Source organism: Pyxidicoccus sp. MSG2, assembly GCF_026626705.1.
GTDB lineage: Bacteria > Myxococcota > Myxococcia > Myxococcales > Myxococcaceae > Myxococcus.
On record NZ_JAPNKC010000001.1, the window covers coordinates 11069546 to 11085707 of the forward strand.

Genomic DNA, 16162 nt, shown 5'->3' on the forward strand with positions numbered 1-16162 from the left:
AATACTCCGAGCCGGCCTGCTACACACTTATAGGGACACTTCCGAGACTCTCGTCACGGGACGCATTCACTGGACTCCATCCGGCGCCATGCCGAATCAGGCGACCCGTGAGAACCACTCCCCCGTGGAGAACTGGGCCTCCAGCACCGCGGCCAGGTGCGTGTCCTCCAGCAGCACGCCCACTTCGATGTTCCGTGTCTGTCCCCGGTTCGTGAAGTTCGCGGACGTCACGAAGACCCATCGTGCGTCCACCACGACGCATTTCGCATGCAGGCTGGCGAAGACACCCCTCCTGGGTGAGAAGCCGTGGCACTCCGGACAGGGCGGACCGAAGGGCCAGTGCTCCCGCAGGAACGCCGAGGCCACCGGTGCGCTCGTATAGAGTCTGCAACTCACGCCTCGCTGGAGGGCTTCGTGCAGCGGCCCCAACACGTCCGCCGCGTGGTCGAACGCGAACCCGGCCACCAGCACCGTGCTCGTGGCCTTGTGGAACAGGTCCGCCAGCACCACCGCCGTGTCGCGAGCGCCGCTCCAGCGGGTCTCCGGCCCCGTCCAGACCAGCTCCGGCCGCCGGGCACCCGCGCGCCGCTCCACGAGCACCGTGTCCAGCAGCACCAGCGTTCCCTCCCGTCCCAGCGCGTTCAACGCCGCGACCTCCCCCGTCAGCCGCTCCAGCCCCTCTCCCTGGAGCGCCAGTCGGGACAACGGAAACCCGAGCCGCCGCGTGCCCACCACGGCCTTCAGTCGCTCCAGGTCCAGCGTCGCCACGCCGCTCAGGTCCACGGCGTCTTCAGGAAGGCGACGTCCTCGTGGCCCAGCGTGGGCACGACGAGCGCGCGATCGAGGTACTGGTTGAAGCGCTCGCAGGAGCACTCGGGGAGGAAGAGGCACCCGTGGCACGCGGCGCCCTCCAGGTCGCGGTCGTCACGGCCCGTGGGTTCGTGATGCGCGCAGACGGGGTCGTTGGAGCAGAGGCGCGCGTCCTCCAGCGCCCGGGCAAGGTGTTGCCCCAGTCGCCGGCCCTCCTCCACCAGGCCGCCCAGCGTGCCTTCCGCGCCCGTGGTGCCCGTCATCAACAGGATGCCCGCCATTGGGACGGCGTCGCTGTGCGGCGCGCAGTAGAGCCGCTCGCGGATGGAGCTCGCGGGGTAGCCACACTCCAGCGCAACCTCCGTCATCAACAGGTGCGCCAGCGAATGGAGCAGGTAGAGCCGCACGCCCGGGAAGGGGAGCTTCGAGCCGGAGCCCTGCTTCCAGCGCTCATATCCAGCCCTGAGCACGTCCTCGCGCCGCAGCACGGGCTCGGACATCTCCCAGGCATGCACCTGCTGCTCGTCGAGCACCAGCAGCATGCCCTCGCCCTGCATCTCCGTGACGGGTACCCAGTCCCGGTGGAGCGACATCGGCGCGAGCGCCACGTCCAGGTCGTAGCGGCCCTGGAGGTCCTTCGACAGGGGCTCCAGCCGCGTGAAGCCGACCTGGGCCTGGACCTCCCGCAGCCGTCGCGCCAGCACCACGCGTTCGACCAGCGAGGGCAGTCCCTGGGGCCGAGCGATGCGCCGGGCCCAGAAGACCTCGGTGCGGTCCCGGGGCATCTCGCCAGGCTTCTCCCGTGGCTGCGCGAGGAACTGGAGCCACTCCGCAGTGCGGATCTCCGGGACGGCTTCGGGCGTGTGCTCGCGCTCCGCCGTGATGGCCGCCAGCACCTCCGCGTTGGAGGCGGAGCCGAGCGCCGCCTGCACCTGGGCAATGGTCCGGAAGGCCGGCAGGGTCTCCGCGGTGGCTGACTGGAGGATGCTCCACGCGGACTGCACCTTGCGCCGGAGCGACTCCGGTTCAGGGATGGTGATGGCACTGGTGGTTTGCGCGAAGTAGCCGTTGCTGGCGGTGCGGACCAGCAGCCGCCGCTTCTCGTCGCAGCGCTCCCGCGCCTCCAATCCCAGCCAGGGCCGCTCCCCGTCGCAGTGGTCCTGCTGCTCCTTGTGTGTCATGTCGATGAGGCGCCTGCGCTTGCCGCACGTCGAGCACGCGACCTCGATGTCACTGAAGTCACCGCTCACACCCTCCTCGAGCTTGAGCTGGGGGGCGTCGCAAGGCTTGCGCTCGTGCATCCACCAGGTCCAGTCGATGTCCGACAGGTGCCCCCGTGGACAGGCCGCGACGAAGCGCACCGGCACGCAGCGCTCGGGCTTCGCGTCCACGCCCGCGCAGCGGTGGCGGTACTCCTGGTTCACGCGCTCCAAGCTGTTGGCCCGCACCAGCGTGCGGCAGTGGGGGTTCTGGCAGACGAACCAGCGCGGAAACTCATACACCTGGATGCCGCAGGACTCCGTCGGCTCTCGCTCATCCCCAGCGGGGGGCTTGCGGAAGGGGGCCTCCTTGCTGAGCGGCCACTTGTTGCGGTGGTAGAGCGGCTCGACGATCTCCAGCAGCCGTGGCTCGTTGACCACCTCGCCCTGGCCCTTGAGACGCCAGAAGTCCAGGCCGCCCACGAGGACTGCGTCGTTCAGCAGGTCCAGCATGCTGCCCGGACCGAAGGTGGAGACCACCTGGCTCTGGCGCACGCGCCCAGCCGGCGGCCGCGTCGGGCGGGCCCTGGTCCACTTCCTACGGTTCGTCATGCGCCACCTCCTCCGTCGCTGCCTTCGGGGCGCGGTAGCCGCCCAGCGGTTGACGTGAAATCCACAGGTGCACCGAGGACTCCACGTCACGCATGGACGTGGGCGCCTCGAACTTGAGCTCGTCCTGGGTGAGGTTGTCGGTGGGGTCCAGGAAGCCGCGCAGCAGGGGCTTGAGCCCCTTTCCCTCCGGGTCGTAGGGAGAGTACGCGCGCTGGGCGGCGTCCTTCTTCGCCTGCTCGATGATGTTGCGCCACGAGTCGAGCAGGCTTCGCGCGCGCTGCATCACGATGCCGCTGGCGCGCTCCGACTCCTCCTTGGGCAGCCCTCGGCCAGCGCGCTTCGCCAGGGTTTCGAGCGCCTGCTCCAGCGCGTCCCGGTGCGTCTGCAGCGACTTCCACTCCAGGGGCGCGGTCATGGCGGTGTCCAGCAGCCGGCCCAGCGCCACCACCACGCCCGCGAGCCCCCGGTCGAGCGCTGGTGCCGAGAAGGGTGTCACCGAGGTGGCTTCGACGAAGCGATAGAACGACTCGTGGTACGTCCCGAAGCGCTCGTAGTGGCTGCGGTCGCGGGGCTTGGCCGCGTTGAGGCACGTCACCACGAGGCCGGGCTTGTTCATCTTGCGGCCCACGCGGCTGGATGCCTGGATGTACTCGCTGGTCGTCTTGGGCTGTCCCGCCACGACCATGAGTCCCAACCGGTCGATGTCCACGCCGACGGAGATCATGTTGCTGGCGAGCACGACGTCGATGCTCTGGGGCTGACCGTGCGTGAGCTCCAGGCGGCTCTTCGACGCCTTGATGTCAGCGGTCTTCTCCCGGCTGGTCAACTCGATGGGCTCGCCGCGGATGGTCCTGCCCCGGTACCAGGGATGCTCGGCCTTCTTGTCGAAGTCCTCCGGATGACGGCGGACGCGGTCCATCACCCGTCGGCGCACCTCGTCCTCGACCAGCCGGCGCATACCGCCCAGTTCGCGCAAGCTGTTGAAGTAGCCGACGAGCGTCAGGTACGGGTCTGCGCTCACGGCGCCATGAAGGTGTTCGCCGCACGCGGCGGCGGCGAGCAGGCTGACATAGACGCGCAGCAGGATGGCCTTCATGGGCCGCCCGGGTGCCGCCACGCCCACGTATTGGCGCGCGCCCTTCTTGCCCACGGACGCGAAGAACGTCTCGGAGGCATCCACGCCTGGTGGAGGGAAGAGCGCGACGTCCCGTCCATAGAGGCGACTCACCTGTTGCCGGGAGCGGCGGACGGTGGCGGTGGAGGCCACCAACTTCGCCCGGGGCGCGAGCGTCAGGACGGCGCCTTCGTAGAGGCCCACCATGGAGCCCAGCGGGCCGGAGATGAGGTGCAGCTCGTCCTGCACGATGAGCTCCGGGGGAGGCAGCCCCTTCGGGAGCGTCACGAGCGCCGCCTTCACGTCCGCGGCATCGTTGCACGGGCCGACGAAGCGCTTCCCGGTGCGACCCAGGACGCGGCCGAAGAGCAATCCCGTCTCTCCGCGCCACGGCAGCATGGCGAACTTGTCCACGGTGGCGACGAGGAAGCAGGGCAGCTCGCGGTAGATCTGCTCGTCGACGAAGAGGACGGGGAGCCCTTCCGGGTTGCGGCCCAGGTTGAAGGCGCATGCGATGTTCGCGCAGCCGACGAGCACTTCCTGGGGTTTGGATTTGGACGGCCGGAGGATGAAGCACTCCCGTTCGAACGGCGTGGTGCACCAGGGGCAGGTGGCGAGCGGGAAGGGAGATTGCGCGCGGGCGCCGTTGTCGTTCTTGTACTCGGTGATCTGCGTGGATGCCTGCTCCAGCGTGTTGGCGGTCGCGGAGCGGCCGACCCACAGTCCGATGGAGAAGCGCACGGCTCCCAGGCGTTTCGGCTCTTGCTGGCGGAGCACTTCGAGCGCGCAGATGAGTGTCGCGGCGCGACCGAGTTGGTCGAGTGTGAGCAGCCGCAGCGTGTAGCGCAGCAGCACGGCCACGCCCAGGCCGCCGTGGAGGTGGGCCTGGCCCCGGAGGCGGCGCAGGAGCAGGGTGAAGGCGATGAGGCCCAGGTAGGCCTGCGTCTTTCCGCCGCCGGTGGGGAAGAAGATGAGCTCCACGAGCTCACGGTCCGCGTGGCCTTCGTGCTCGACGGAGGGGAGGTTGAGCAGGATGAAGGCGAGCTGGAAGAGACGCCATTTCGGCGCTTCGTCCTGCCGTACCTTGCGTTCCGCCTGGGCCATGACGCTGTTCATCCAGCGGAAGGCGTCGAAGGCGAGAGGTTCCCGTGCCAGGAGTTGGATGCCCTCCTCGATGCGCTCTGCCGCGCGTCGAGCCCTGCGGATGAGCTCATCCCGTGTCTCCTCGCGGCGTTCGCTGCCGACAGCGACAGTGGCCTGGGTGGCCACCCATTCACGGTAGGTCCGGACCAGGGGGAGCAGGGCCGCTACGGCCTCCGCGGGGGTCGTGAACGCGGCGAGCTGCTCCATGCCCACCGTGACTTCGTCAATCTGACGCGCTTCGACAGGGAGCACCTCGACGCGAGGCAGCCAGTCCGTTTCCACGCGGGTGACGGGCACGGAGGTGGATGGGACACGCACGGAGATGCCATGGCCCACGGCCCACCGCTGGCGGTCGCGGAACTGGAGGTCGTTGACGCGGTCGTCGTCGTCCTCGCTCCTGACGTCGCTGGAGTCCTGTCGGCTGACGAAGCCCTGCGCGCATTCCAGGGCGAGGTGGGTCTGGAAGGCATAGGCCTCGTCGCGGTCGACAGCGGTGCTGGTGGGCGGGCGCGCGTTGACGAGGAAGATGGCGACCGCGAGCTCGCCTTCGCGCGTCTTCTCCACGTGGCCTTCCAGGCGCAGGCCCTGGCTGTCATGGAGGTACAGGCCTTCGCGCAGCACCGAGTCTTTCAGCAACAGGGTGACGGTGCGTTGGTGGAAGGTACGGCTCCACTGTTTGCGACCCTCTGCTTCGATGCGCTGGTAGTCGGCCCAGCAGACATGGGCGGTGATCTGGGTCGTGCCCGAGGGGACGAAAACGGACAGGCCCATGGAGGCGGGCAGGCGGCGCACCTTCTTGGCGCTCGGGTCGGGGCGGGAGGCTTCCTCGTTGTCCTCGTCATTGCCTGCAGCCAGGTCGTCTTCCTCGTCGTCGGGGTCATCCTCGATGACGCCCTGGTCGAGCGGGACGAGGAAGCCGGTCAGGTACCAACGGGACGGTGGTGTGCGGAGCACTTCGGGTGCGTCCGAGACAGGAGCGCCAGGAGGCTTGTGGAACGGACCGACGAGGTCCGCTTCGAGCGCATCGATGAGGTGGGAGCGGACCGCTCCCGTGTCAGGGCCAGTCATGGGAGGGCTCAGGCGGTCTGGGCGCGGGACTTCGCGGGACGGCGGGCGATGGGGTTGGCTTCCTCGTAGGCGCGGTGCGCGTTCAGGTCGAAGAGGCGGTCGAGAACTTCGTCCTCGAAGGCTTCGAACTGTTTGGGAGTGGCGCCGCAGTACGGAGGGGCGTGGATGTCATTCCAGCCGTAGGCCTCCAGGACGGCCTGATCCACGGCCACGTGCAGGTCGCGCAGGTGCTGCGTCGCTGTGTCGGTGACGGACTTGTCCTTGAGCCGGTTGTACGTGGTTGTCAGGCCGATGTTGTGGGCCTGCATGTACTGGCTGCGCTCGAAGTGGAGCCGTTCGCCGATGCGGTCGAGAGCTGATGCGTTCCCGAAGTCAGGACAGGGGAAGGTCTCGAAGCAATCGCTAGGGGCATAACGAAGGCGGTCCTCGAGAGATGACGACAGAAGCCGGGCCCAGACTTCGTGCACTCGCGCTTGCAGCACCGTCAGCCAGCAGTCCTGCTCTACGGGAACGACAATGACTTGTTCGCTGAATACAACAGACGACGGTTGCCACGAGAATATCAAGTGCTTCGAGACTCGAGAGGTCGTGAGGCAACGACTTAGCGGGCGGAGCGCTTGATAGAGCTCGGGACGCGGTCGGATGAATTGCCACCAGAACTGCTTCGCTCCTCTGTCCTTGACCTTGTCTCGCTCAGGCTTCACCAACTCCCGTACGATGCGAATGAGTTCCGGCCAGCGCTCCGCCTCCTGTAGTTCCATCTGCCCGAAGTTGATGACGTGCCTTTCGAGTTCGGGACTCGGGTCGGAGTTGAGTTCCTCGCCACCCACGTAGCGAAAGATGCGCGCCGCGTTCTTTGATGATTTCGAAACAAGAGTGGAGCGCTGCTCAGGACTGAGTACGAACCCCATTCCCAAGACGTACGCCCCAACGAAGCTCTTGCCAGCATTGGCACCAATCGCCACGGGATCCGGGCGTTCAGGTTTGCCACGTAGCCGAGAGTTGATGCACTTCACGGGCAGGCGATCCAGGCGAGGATCCAGTTTCAAGTCTGAGACGTGGCCCTTCGCCAGATGCACCACGGACACCGAGACGTTGGCGCCAGCCACCGGCCACTTCATGGAGCGCACGGCGTCGTAGAGGTGGCCGCCGTGGTCCACCAGGTACTTCAGTCCCGTGGCTCTCGTGTCCCCCTGCGCGATGGTGTTGGTGGCGATGAATCCGAAGCTGCCGTGTTCGCCCAGCAGATGGAACGCACGGCGGAAGAAGTGAGCGGAGAGATCCGCGTTGCCGTGCGCACCCTCATGAACCGCCTGGAGCCACGGAAGGTAGTTCTCTCCGCCCGTCTCGATGATGGCGTTCTTCCCCGCGAACGGTGGGTTCCCCACGAACCCATCGATCCAGGCCGCCTTGTTGGGTTGCTCGTTGTCGAGCGGATCCGGTCGGCTCCCATGAAATACCTCCGGGAACTCCAGCGGCCAGTGAAACGTCCATGACGGCGCGGAGAACGCCGCGATGTCCGCCGGCATGGGAGGCGGAACCCCATTCTTCGCCTTGGACAGCCACGCCCCAATTAGCTCCAACCGGCGGACGCGCTCCTTCTCCCGCTCCTTGTCCGAGCCATGGGCGAAGAACGCCCCGACGCACGCATTGGCGATCCGCTTGATGTCCTCCAACGCCTCGTCCGCGTCGCGGAGAAGCCCCTCCTTCACCCGGCCGGGATCCAGGTCCAGTTGCAGCGGCTTGCGCTCCGGCCCTTCCAGGTCGAGCGCGAGCTGGAGGATCTTCTCGCGCTTCTCCAGCGAGCTTTTCAGCGCCTTCGCGATGAACGCCCAGGACAGTTCCGACTGCTTCTTGCTGGTCGGGTCCCAGTGGAACGCTTGAAGCTGATCCAGGTCGAGCCCGACCAGCGAATCACCACACTTGAGCGCATGGTCCAGGAAGGTGAAGGGCTCCGTCTTCGCCAACGTCACGAGCCACAGTGACAGCTTTGCGAGCTTCACGGCCCACGGATTCTTGTCCACGCCGTACAGGCATCGCTGGGCCACCAGCCGGCGTGCCCGCATCACCTCGTCCTCGTGCTTGTCACGCTTCAGCACGCCCTCACGTGTCCAGGCTGCGACAACCTGGTCCGCGAGAAAGCGGCAGGACTCCACCAGGAACGCACCCGACCCCATGGCCGGGTCGCAGATCTTCAGGTTGAGGAGTCTTTCTGAAGACGGCTGCGGCCCCATCGTCTTGAGCAAAGGCTCCAGAGCCCGGCGGACGATGGGCGCTGACAGACTTCGAGGCGTGTAGTGGCTGCTGGTCCGTCGCCGCTCGTCGCCAGGCTGGAGTACCAACTGGGATGCTCGCCGTGTCTCGGTCCCCTTCACGCGGTACGGCTCCAGCGCGGTCAGGACCATCTGCTGTGTCGAAGCCTGTTCCAACGCCTTCGACAGGGCTTTCACCGCCTTCGCGTCGAGGCCCGCTTCCTCTTCCACCCACGTCGCGCGCCGCTTCGCGGGCTGGGCCAGCACCTCGTTCACGGAGACCCATACCCTTGAAGGCTTGAGGCAGATTCCAGCACCGGTCAGGCGCTTCACGTGGAAGCCCATCAGTCCCTCGTACACGGAGCCAATCTGCTCCACGTCGAGCGACTTGAAGCTCAGTCGCTGTCCCTTGAGGAAGATGAGCCGTTCCAGGACCTGGAGGACCGTCTCGTCATCAATGGGAGGCACCCGCACATCGGCGGAACTCGCGCTTCCCAGGAAGGGGAACGTGTCAGGGTCGAAGAGCTGTCCTCGCCGTGCCGGCATTCGCAGCTTGTCGTGCGAGGCTCCCAGGTAGATGCACCGGAAGAGCGCCAGCAACCGTGGCCACGCACCGAAGCGCCGGTTCATCGAATCGGGGTATTGGCTGGAGTCCTCGACGAGTTGCGCGTGAAGTGCCTTCACCGACAGGTCATCGCGGTATGGCTCCTGGCCCACGGGAAGCAGACCCTGGTCCTCCGCGTAGAGGATGAAGACGAGCCGCAAGAGCGTGGAGAGGAGCCCGCCGTAGACATGGTCCTCACCTTGTGAGAACGCCTCGTCCAGGGCCCGGGAGCCATCCCGTTCAGCGGCCGTCTCGAAACCCGTGAGGAGGATGCCAAGCGCTTCCAGGACCTGGTCGGCCAGTTCGTCGGTGACATCCGCCTGCCGGCGGCGCGACTGCTCCAGGAGCGCGGGAAGCTGATGCTCGGGCAGCACGCCGAAGAAGCGGCGCGCGTGCAGGAGCATCACCATCGCGTCGAACAGCGGACGACCGCTGGCGGTGACGATGTCCTTGAACCGGAAGGTGATGTGCCCTGACGTCTCTCCGTGGGGCGCATAGACCAGGCGCACGGAGTCCCCGTTGAACAGCAGACCAATGGGGACACGGGCCGCGCGCAGCAGGCGGTCGAACTTGGCGGTTGGTTCGTAGAACCACGCGCCCGTGGTGTCTTCCTTCTTGTCCAGGTCCAACCCGGCCGGCAGCTCCCAGGTCAGGAGCGCGAAGCCTTCCGCGGCGCGGCTGATGGGCGTGGAATCATCCGGCAACCCTTCCGGCTTCGCGGGAGGAGGCCCTCGTCGCAACAGCCCCCGCGTGGGCTTGATCGTCTGTTGCCCCTCAGCGATGTCGAGCTGGAGGTCCTCCGGAAACCTCGTGGTGAAATCATCCTCGGCGTAGCCCAGCACCTCCCGGAGGAAGCGCGGGACATCCGTCACGCGAGGTGACTCCCGGCCCGCCAGCAGGACGAACCGCGACTGCGCGGACACCGGCAGGCGCTGCATGCACTGCGCGTCCTCGAGGACTGGGATGGAGACCACCAGTCCTTCGATGGGCTGCGCCATCCCCATCCATGTCTGGTGATAGCGACGCTCGACGTCCCCGCCAAGGTTCTGGCCGTTCATCAGCGCGCCCCCGGCCACAGGTAGACCATGCCCACGGGCACCAGACGGGCGACCCGCACGGCGTAGGTGGCCTTCAAGGATTCGGGTTGTTCGACGAGCTCCCTTCCGAGCGCGGTCAATCGCTGCTCGAGGTGGACCTTGTCCCTCCTCCACTGGTCCTGCTCCGCCCGGGCGTCGAGTTTGAGCTCGAGCTGCTCGCCCAGGGCATCCTGGATGGCCTCCTGCTGTGTCAGGAGAATCTGTGTCAGCGCCTTGGCTTCGGACGCCCCCCGCGCCGCCAGCTTCTTGCGAGCATCCTGCTCCCGCACCGAGGCCTGTTCCTCGATGGCGGACCAGAGCTTCGAGAAATCGGACTCGACACGGGCCAACAGCCGTTTCTGGACGGCCTTCGGTGTCGCGGAGAGCGCGGGCGCTTCCGCCAGCGTGGTCTCCAGTTGGTCGATCGCCTTGCGGTCCGCCTCGTCCGCGAAGGGCTTCAGGTGCCCGCGGCCGCCGCCGTCAAGCCACCTTGCCGAGACAGAGACCACCTCGTCATGGAGCCGCGCGGCGCCCTCGCCAAAGAGCGACAACCGGCCGAAGACGATGACGCGCGCCACTGCGTCGCGTTGGGTCTGGACCACCGTGACACGGCTCAGGTCGTTCGCGGAGAACCCCTGCGCCAGGAACCGCTGGAGCACCCGCTGGACGAGCGGATGGGACAGGTGCAGGTGGACGAGCTTGCTGGAGACGCCCGGAGGTGCCTCGAAGACGACGGGAGACAGGGGGCGCTTGCGCCACTCCCATGTTGCCTCGTCGCGCTCCCGGCGCGGACGAATGGAATCCAGGGTCGTGTTCCACGAAGCGGGAAGGGCGGGGACCTTCCAGGCTTCCATCGTTCGGCCCTCTTCCGTGATGGCCTCTCGCTCCAACCGGCCCGCGCCGGCCAGCTCGAACCCCACGTCCAGCGCATCGCGCAGCAGGACGGGATTGAAGTCCATCACCTTGCCGCTGCGCTCGCGGAGCTCTCCAATCGCATCCAGCTCCTTGCGCAGGGATTGGAGCGTGCGCTGGGACTCCAGTTCTCGCTTCGTCACCTCCGTGCGAGTCGAGGTCGCGGCGCGGGAAAGGCTTTGCAGCGTGCCCTTCGTGATGCCCGAGGCGAGGGCCTCGTGCATCTGGTCCATCAGCACGCAGCCCAGGCTGCCCAGCTCACGCGTGATGGTCTCTACCTTGCGCGCGAGGGTGTCGAGCACCGCGTCCTCGGCGCGCTGGCCGTAGACGAAGTAGCCGCAGCGGACGGAGGGCGCGGGTTGCAGGGCCCGGTCGATGCGACCGTTGCGCTGCTCCATGCGCGAGGGATTCCACGGAACGTCGATGTGGAAGAGGTCCGCGCAGTGTCCTTGCAGATTGATGCCTTCGCGTGCGGCGTCAGTCGCGAGGAGGACCCGCACGGGGAACTCCTCTATCGAGCCGTTGAAGGCGGCCTGCACCTCCGCGCGCTTCACGTCATCGATGCCGCCCGTCAGCGTGAGGATGCGCTCATCGCCCCGTTGGGTACCCTCGAAGGCGGCGGTGAGCTGCTCCTTGAGGTAGCGGAGCGTGTCGCCATACTCGGTAAAAACGATGACCCGGCGGGGCTTCCATGCGGCGCCTCGGGTGAGCGGGCATTGGTGCTCGCGAATCCAGTGGAGCAGGGCCCGTAGCTTCGCGTCCCGGGCAGCGCGGTGCCGGGCGCTCAACTTGAGCATGTCATCCAGGAGCTTGCGCGCCTGGACGGTGGCGGACAGATCCTGACTGTCCTCGCGGATGGTCTCCGCGAACGACAGCTCGAGTGCGTCGTCCGTCTCGCCGTGCTCCTCGGACTCAGGAGCTGTGTCGCCGGTGAGCGCTCCGCCGTCGGGAGCCATCGCTCCCGCACCGAAAGCCGCCGCGTGGACGGAGAGGGTGCGGTGGAACGCCTCGATGCTGGAGAGGAGGCGCTTCTGGAGGTTGATGAAGACCAGGCGCCCCTGCTTCGTTCCGGGCGCCATGAGCTCCGTGTAGAGCGCGAGCTTCTGGGACAGCTCCAGTTCCGGAGCAGAGGCTTCGCCCAGGTCGACACGCTGCTCGACGGTCTTTCCGTCCGGGGCGAGCCACTCGGCGTGCCAGCGTCCCGAGTCATGCGTCAGCCGCACGCCCACCACGTGCCGCTCGGGGTAGCGCTGTGAGCTGCCCAGGGCGCGAAGGTCGCCCTTGAGCCGGCGCACCATGACGGGAGCCAGCTGCGATTCGCGGACGCGGGTGCCCCGCGTGAAGCGCTGTGGGTCCAACATCTCCAGCAGCGCGGAGAAGCTGTTGGAGTGGCCGTTGTGGGGCGTAGCGGAGAGGAAGAGCCGGTGCTCGAAGCGCTCCGCCAGTGAGCGGATGCTGCGAGTGGTCTCCGTGTCGATGGCGTATCGGCTGGCCGAGGCGGGCGCGACGACGTGCGCCTCGTCGAGCACCAACAGGGACTTGTGGTGACCCTTCTCCTCCAGGAGGGTCTTCAGCGGCTCGAAGTACTCGCTGCGCCGCAGCGTCTGGTACGACACGATGAAGCGTGAGTGCGTGGCCCAGACTGGGACCTGGAAGCCGCGCTCCTGACGGCGGCGGGAGACGAACTCGCTGTTGAAGATTTCGAAGCGCAGACCGAAGCGCTTCTCCATCTCATCGCGCCACTGGAGCGTCACCGACGCCGGGCAGACGATGAGGACGCGGTCCACGCGCTGGCGGAGGATGAGTTCCTGCAACACCAGCCCAGCCTCGATGGTCTTTCCGAGACCTACGTCATCGGCGATGAAGAGGTTCACCCGGGGCAGCTCAAGCGCCTTCTTGAGAGGCGTGAGCTGGTGATTCATCAAGTGGATGCCCGCGCGGAACGGCGCCTGGAAGAGCCGGGCGTCGGTGGCGGTGACGGAACTCCACTTGAGCGCGTGCAGATACGCGGCGAAGTGACGGGGCTCGTCGAAACGCTCAGGCGTTCCCAATCCACCCTGTTCGGGTCGGATGACCCGAGCGGCGAGCTCACGCTCCCACAAGACAGACAGGGGGCGCCCCTGTGCGTCATCATCGAGACACGTGAGACGAACGAGGGTGTGTTGCTCCCGGACATCCGAAGGAGCGATGACCTCGTTGACCAGATACTGACGGTGTCGGACCTGCGCGATATCACCCGCGCACGGCATGGGAGCGATGGGCACGGGAGCAACATTCCGCTACAGGAATGTTGCGGACCATACCCCTCCGCGGGGATTGCGTTATCAATCGAGTTATGCGAAGGGCGCCGATACTTCTATCCGCTCAGCGCAGAAACCTTCGTAGCCACCGGTTCATGTCGGTCTCATCGAGGGTGAGTCCTTCTCCTTCGTATTGGAAAAAGAAGGGAATGAGATCCCGAAAAGCTGAATCCTTTCCGGGAGATGCTCAGTGGAGGCGGCGGGAATCGAACCCGCCGCTGCCGGTGCCACCCTCACTCGTACCGCAGCGACTCGATGGGAGCGAGGCTCGCCGCGCGCCGGGCGGGCCAGATTCCGAAGAACACGCCCACCGTCGCGGAGAAGGCGATGGCCACGACGATGGCTTCTGGCGCGACCACCACCGTCCAGCCCGCCACCTTCTGCAACACCGTGGCGCCGCCCACGCCCAGCAGCAGCCCGAGCGTGCCACCCGCGAGACACAGCACCAGCGACTCCACGAGGAACTGGAGCATGATGTCCATGCCCGTGGCGCCCAATGCCTTTCTCAGGCCAATTTCACGCGTCCGCTCCGTCACGGACACCAGCATGATGTTCATGATGCCAATGCCTCCCACCAGCAGGGAGATGGCGGCGATGCCGGCCAGGAGCAGGGAGAATGTCTCCGTCGTCTCCTGCATGGTGGTGAGCAGCGAGGCCTGGTCGCGGATGTTGAAGTCCGCCTGCGCCTCCGGCCGCAGCCGGTGCTCGCGCCGGAGCGTCGAATCAATCTCAATCATCGCATCGTCCATGGACTTGTCGTCCGTCGCCTGCACGGCGATGGAGCGGATGCGGTCGCTGCCCATCACCCGGAACTGCGCGGTGGCCAGCGGGATGTAGAGGCTCTCATCCGGGTTCGAGAAGCCCTGGGCTCCCTTCTCCGCCAGCACGCCGATGACCTCGAAGGGGATGCCGCGGATGCGGACGCTCTCGCCCACCAGCGACGAGGAGTCCTTCAGGCCGAGCTGCGCACCCGCCAGCGCGCCCAGCACCACCACGCGCCGGCGGCCCCGGTCCTCCGCGTCCGTGAAGAGGCGGCCCGTCACCACCCGGCCCTGGTTGATGTCGAAGTAGGCCGGCCAGGTGCCCACGACGGACAGGTTGGCGTTGGCGGCGCCGTACTCCACCTGGAAGCGCGACTCGATTTCGGGGGCCACGGCCTGGATGTGCTTCGGGTTCGCCCGCAGCGCCTCCGCGTCGTCGATGGTCATCGACGCCTGTCCCCGGCCGAGGCCGCCCGCGAAGGACTGGCCGGGGCGCACCGTGAGGACGTTGGTGCCGAGCGTCTGCAGCCGCTGCGCCACCGAGCGCTGCGCGCCTTCGCCCAGCGCCACCATGGTGATGACCGCGGCGATGCCGATGACGATGCCCAGCATCGTCAAGAGCGACCGCAGCTTGTTGGCGAGGACCGCGTCGAACGCGACCCGAATGATTTCACCCATGACCTGGCCTCCTCCTGACTACCGCGCTCCACCACCGCCGCGTCCGCCGGCGCCGCCCGCGCCGGGAACGATTCCGCCGGCCATCTGGCGCATCCGCTCCGTGCTCCGCTGCTGCTGTGCCTTGAGCTGCGCGACGGAGATGAGCAGCACCTTCTCACCGGGCTCCAGCCCGCTGACCACCTCCGAGCTCTCCCAGTCACTCATGCCGAGCACCACCCGCCGAGGCTCCGTTCCCTTCGCGCCCTGCACGAAGACGATGGCCGGCCGTGTGTCGCCCGTGGCCTGACTGCCGGCTCGTGCACCCCGGCCACCACGGCCTCCGCCCTGGCCCGCCGCCGGCACCACAGTCGCTCCGCCGGCACCCGCCACGGCTCCTGCCGCGCCCGCGTTGGCGCCCGCCGCCGCTGCGGCAGCGCCGCCCGTGGTGGCGGTGGTCGTCGCACCACCCGGCGTCCCGGCGCCGCCCGCGTTCGCGTCGCCATTGCCCGCGCCGTCACCCATGCCCCGGCCGCGCGCGCCGCCACCCCTGGAGACGGTTCCATTGCCTTCCGCCGCGTTCCCATTGCCGGTGTTGTCAGCGCCGCTCGCACCGCCCGCGCCAGGGGCCCCGCCCGCCGGACGCATCACCGCGCGCACGGCCTCCTCGGAGACTCCCACCGCGGTCGCGGCGGAGCGGGCATCCTTCATGCTCGCGACCGCCGCGTTCGGCACGGTGACCGCATCACGCCGACGCGAAATCTCGATGGACACCTCCGCATTCATCCCCGGCCGCAGCAGCCCCTCCGGGTTGTCCAGCCGGACAATCACCGGGAAGAGGGTGACGTTCTGCTCGACGAGGGCCTGCGGCTCCACCTTGACGACGTCGCCCATGAAGACGCGGCCCGGGTAGGCCTCCATCGTCACGCGGGCCTTCTGGCCGGCCTTGATCTGCCCCACGTCCGTCTCGTCCACCTTGGCGCGTACCTGCATCACCGACAGGTCCGCCATCTTGAACAGCGTGGTGCCGCCCGACACGTTCGACGTCGCCGAGGCGATGATGAGGCCGGGCTGAATCGTCCGCTCCAGCAGCGTGCCCGCAATCGGCGCGCGGAGGGTGACGTCCCGACTGCGCTCCTTCGCGAGCTGCAGGTTCGTCTCCGCCCGCACCTTCGTCGCCCGCGCCGTGGCGGACGCGTCCACCGCGGCCTCGTACTCCTGCTGGGTGACGTAGCCGGACTTGCGCAACTCCTCCAGGCGCAGCCGCTGGGCCTCCGTGGTGCTCATGCGCACCCGCGCGGACTCCACGTCCGCCTGCGCCTGGGCCAGCGCGTTCTGCACGTCGCGCGGGTCCACCTCCGCGAGCAGCGCGTCCTTCTCCACCGTGTCGCCGGTGTCGAAGTGCACGCGCAGCACCTCGCCCGAGGCCTTCGACTTCACCTCCACCACGCGCAGCGGCTCCACCAGGCCGGAGGCCTCGGCGACCACCTCCATGTCCTTGCGCTCCACCACCGCCACCGACGTGGACTGCTCCTGCGCCTGCGGCTCGGCGGTGCGCGTCTTGATGACGTAGCCGCCCGCACCGAGCAGGAGCGCCGCGGCGCCCGTGATGACCCACTTCTTCGTCTTGCTCACGACGTCCTCCAAGGTCCATGTC

At 67.5% G+C, this 16162-nt stretch carries 7 protein-coding genes; all 7 read right to left on the reverse strand.

What is annotated here, in order from left to right; translation table 11 throughout:
• Nucleotides 1-96: 96 nt before the first annotated feature.
• On the reverse strand, nucleotides 97-783 hold the full coding sequence (drmC, locus tag OV427_RS42955) for a DISARM system phospholipase D-like protein DrmC (RefSeq protein WP_267862033.1): 687 nt from the start codon (nucleotides 781-783) through the stop codon (nucleotides 97-99).
• The gene (gene drmB, locus OV427_RS42960; protein ID WP_267862034.1) at nucleotides 774-2621 is read right to left on the reverse strand and encodes a DUF1998 domain-containing protein; all 1848 of its coding nucleotides are present in this window, start codon (nucleotides 2619-2621) and stop codon (nucleotides 774-776) included. Before drmB ends, drmC begins: the two co-directional genes overlap by 10 nt.
• Complete coding sequence (gene drmA, locus OV427_RS42965; protein WP_267862035.1) at nucleotides 2608-5946, reverse strand: DISARM system helicase DrmA; 3339 nt, start codon at nucleotides 5944-5946, stop codon at nucleotides 2608-2610. The genes drmB and drmA overlap by 14 nt, the downstream gene beginning before the upstream one ends.
• A gap of 8 nt (nucleotides 5947-5954) precedes the next feature.
• On the reverse strand, nucleotides 5955-9860 hold the full coding sequence (locus OV427_RS42970; RefSeq protein WP_267863567.1) for a DNA methyltransferase: 3906 nt from the start codon (nucleotides 9858-9860) through the stop codon (nucleotides 5955-5957).
• A complete protein-coding gene (gene drmD / locus OV427_RS42975; RefSeq protein ID WP_267863568.1) occupies nucleotides 9860-13039 on the reverse strand; it encodes a DISARM system SNF2-like helicase DrmD in 3180 nt (1059 codons plus the stop codon). Before drmD ends, OV427_RS42970 begins: the two co-directional genes overlap by 1 nt.
• Nucleotides 13040-13323: 284 nt before the next feature.
• Nucleotides 13324-14529, reverse strand: a complete 1206-nt coding sequence (locus tag OV427_RS42980; RefSeq protein WP_267862036.1) for an ABC transporter permease — start codon at nucleotides 14527-14529, stop codon at nucleotides 13324-13326.
• Between the two features lie 18 nt (nucleotides 14530-14547).
• On the reverse strand, nucleotides 14548-16140 hold the full coding sequence (locus OV427_RS42985; RefSeq protein WP_267862037.1) for an efflux RND transporter periplasmic adaptor subunit: 1593 nt from the start codon (nucleotides 16138-16140) through the stop codon (nucleotides 14548-14550).
• Nucleotides 16141-16162: the final 22 nt, after the last annotated feature.

Coding starts and splice junctions, on each gene's coding strand:
- drmA (WP_267862035.1), bottom strand. CDS start 5,946: ATGACTGGCCCTGACACGGGAGCGGTCCGCTCCCACCTCATCGATGCG.
- drmB (WP_267862034.1), bottom strand. CDS start 2,621: ATGACGAACCGTAGGAAGTGGACCAGGGCCCGCCCGACGCGGCCGCCG.
- OV427_RS42970 (WP_267863567.1), bottom strand. CDS start 9,860: ATGAACGGCCAGAACCTTGGCGGGGACGTCGAGCGTCGCTATCACCAG.
- OV427_RS42980 (WP_267862036.1), bottom strand. CDS start 14,529: ATGGGTGAAATCATTCGGGTCGCGTTCGACGCGGTCCTCGCCAACAAG.
- drmD (WP_267863568.1), bottom strand. CDS start 13,039: ATGCCGTGCGCGGGTGATATCGCGCAGGTCCGACACCGTCAGTATCTG.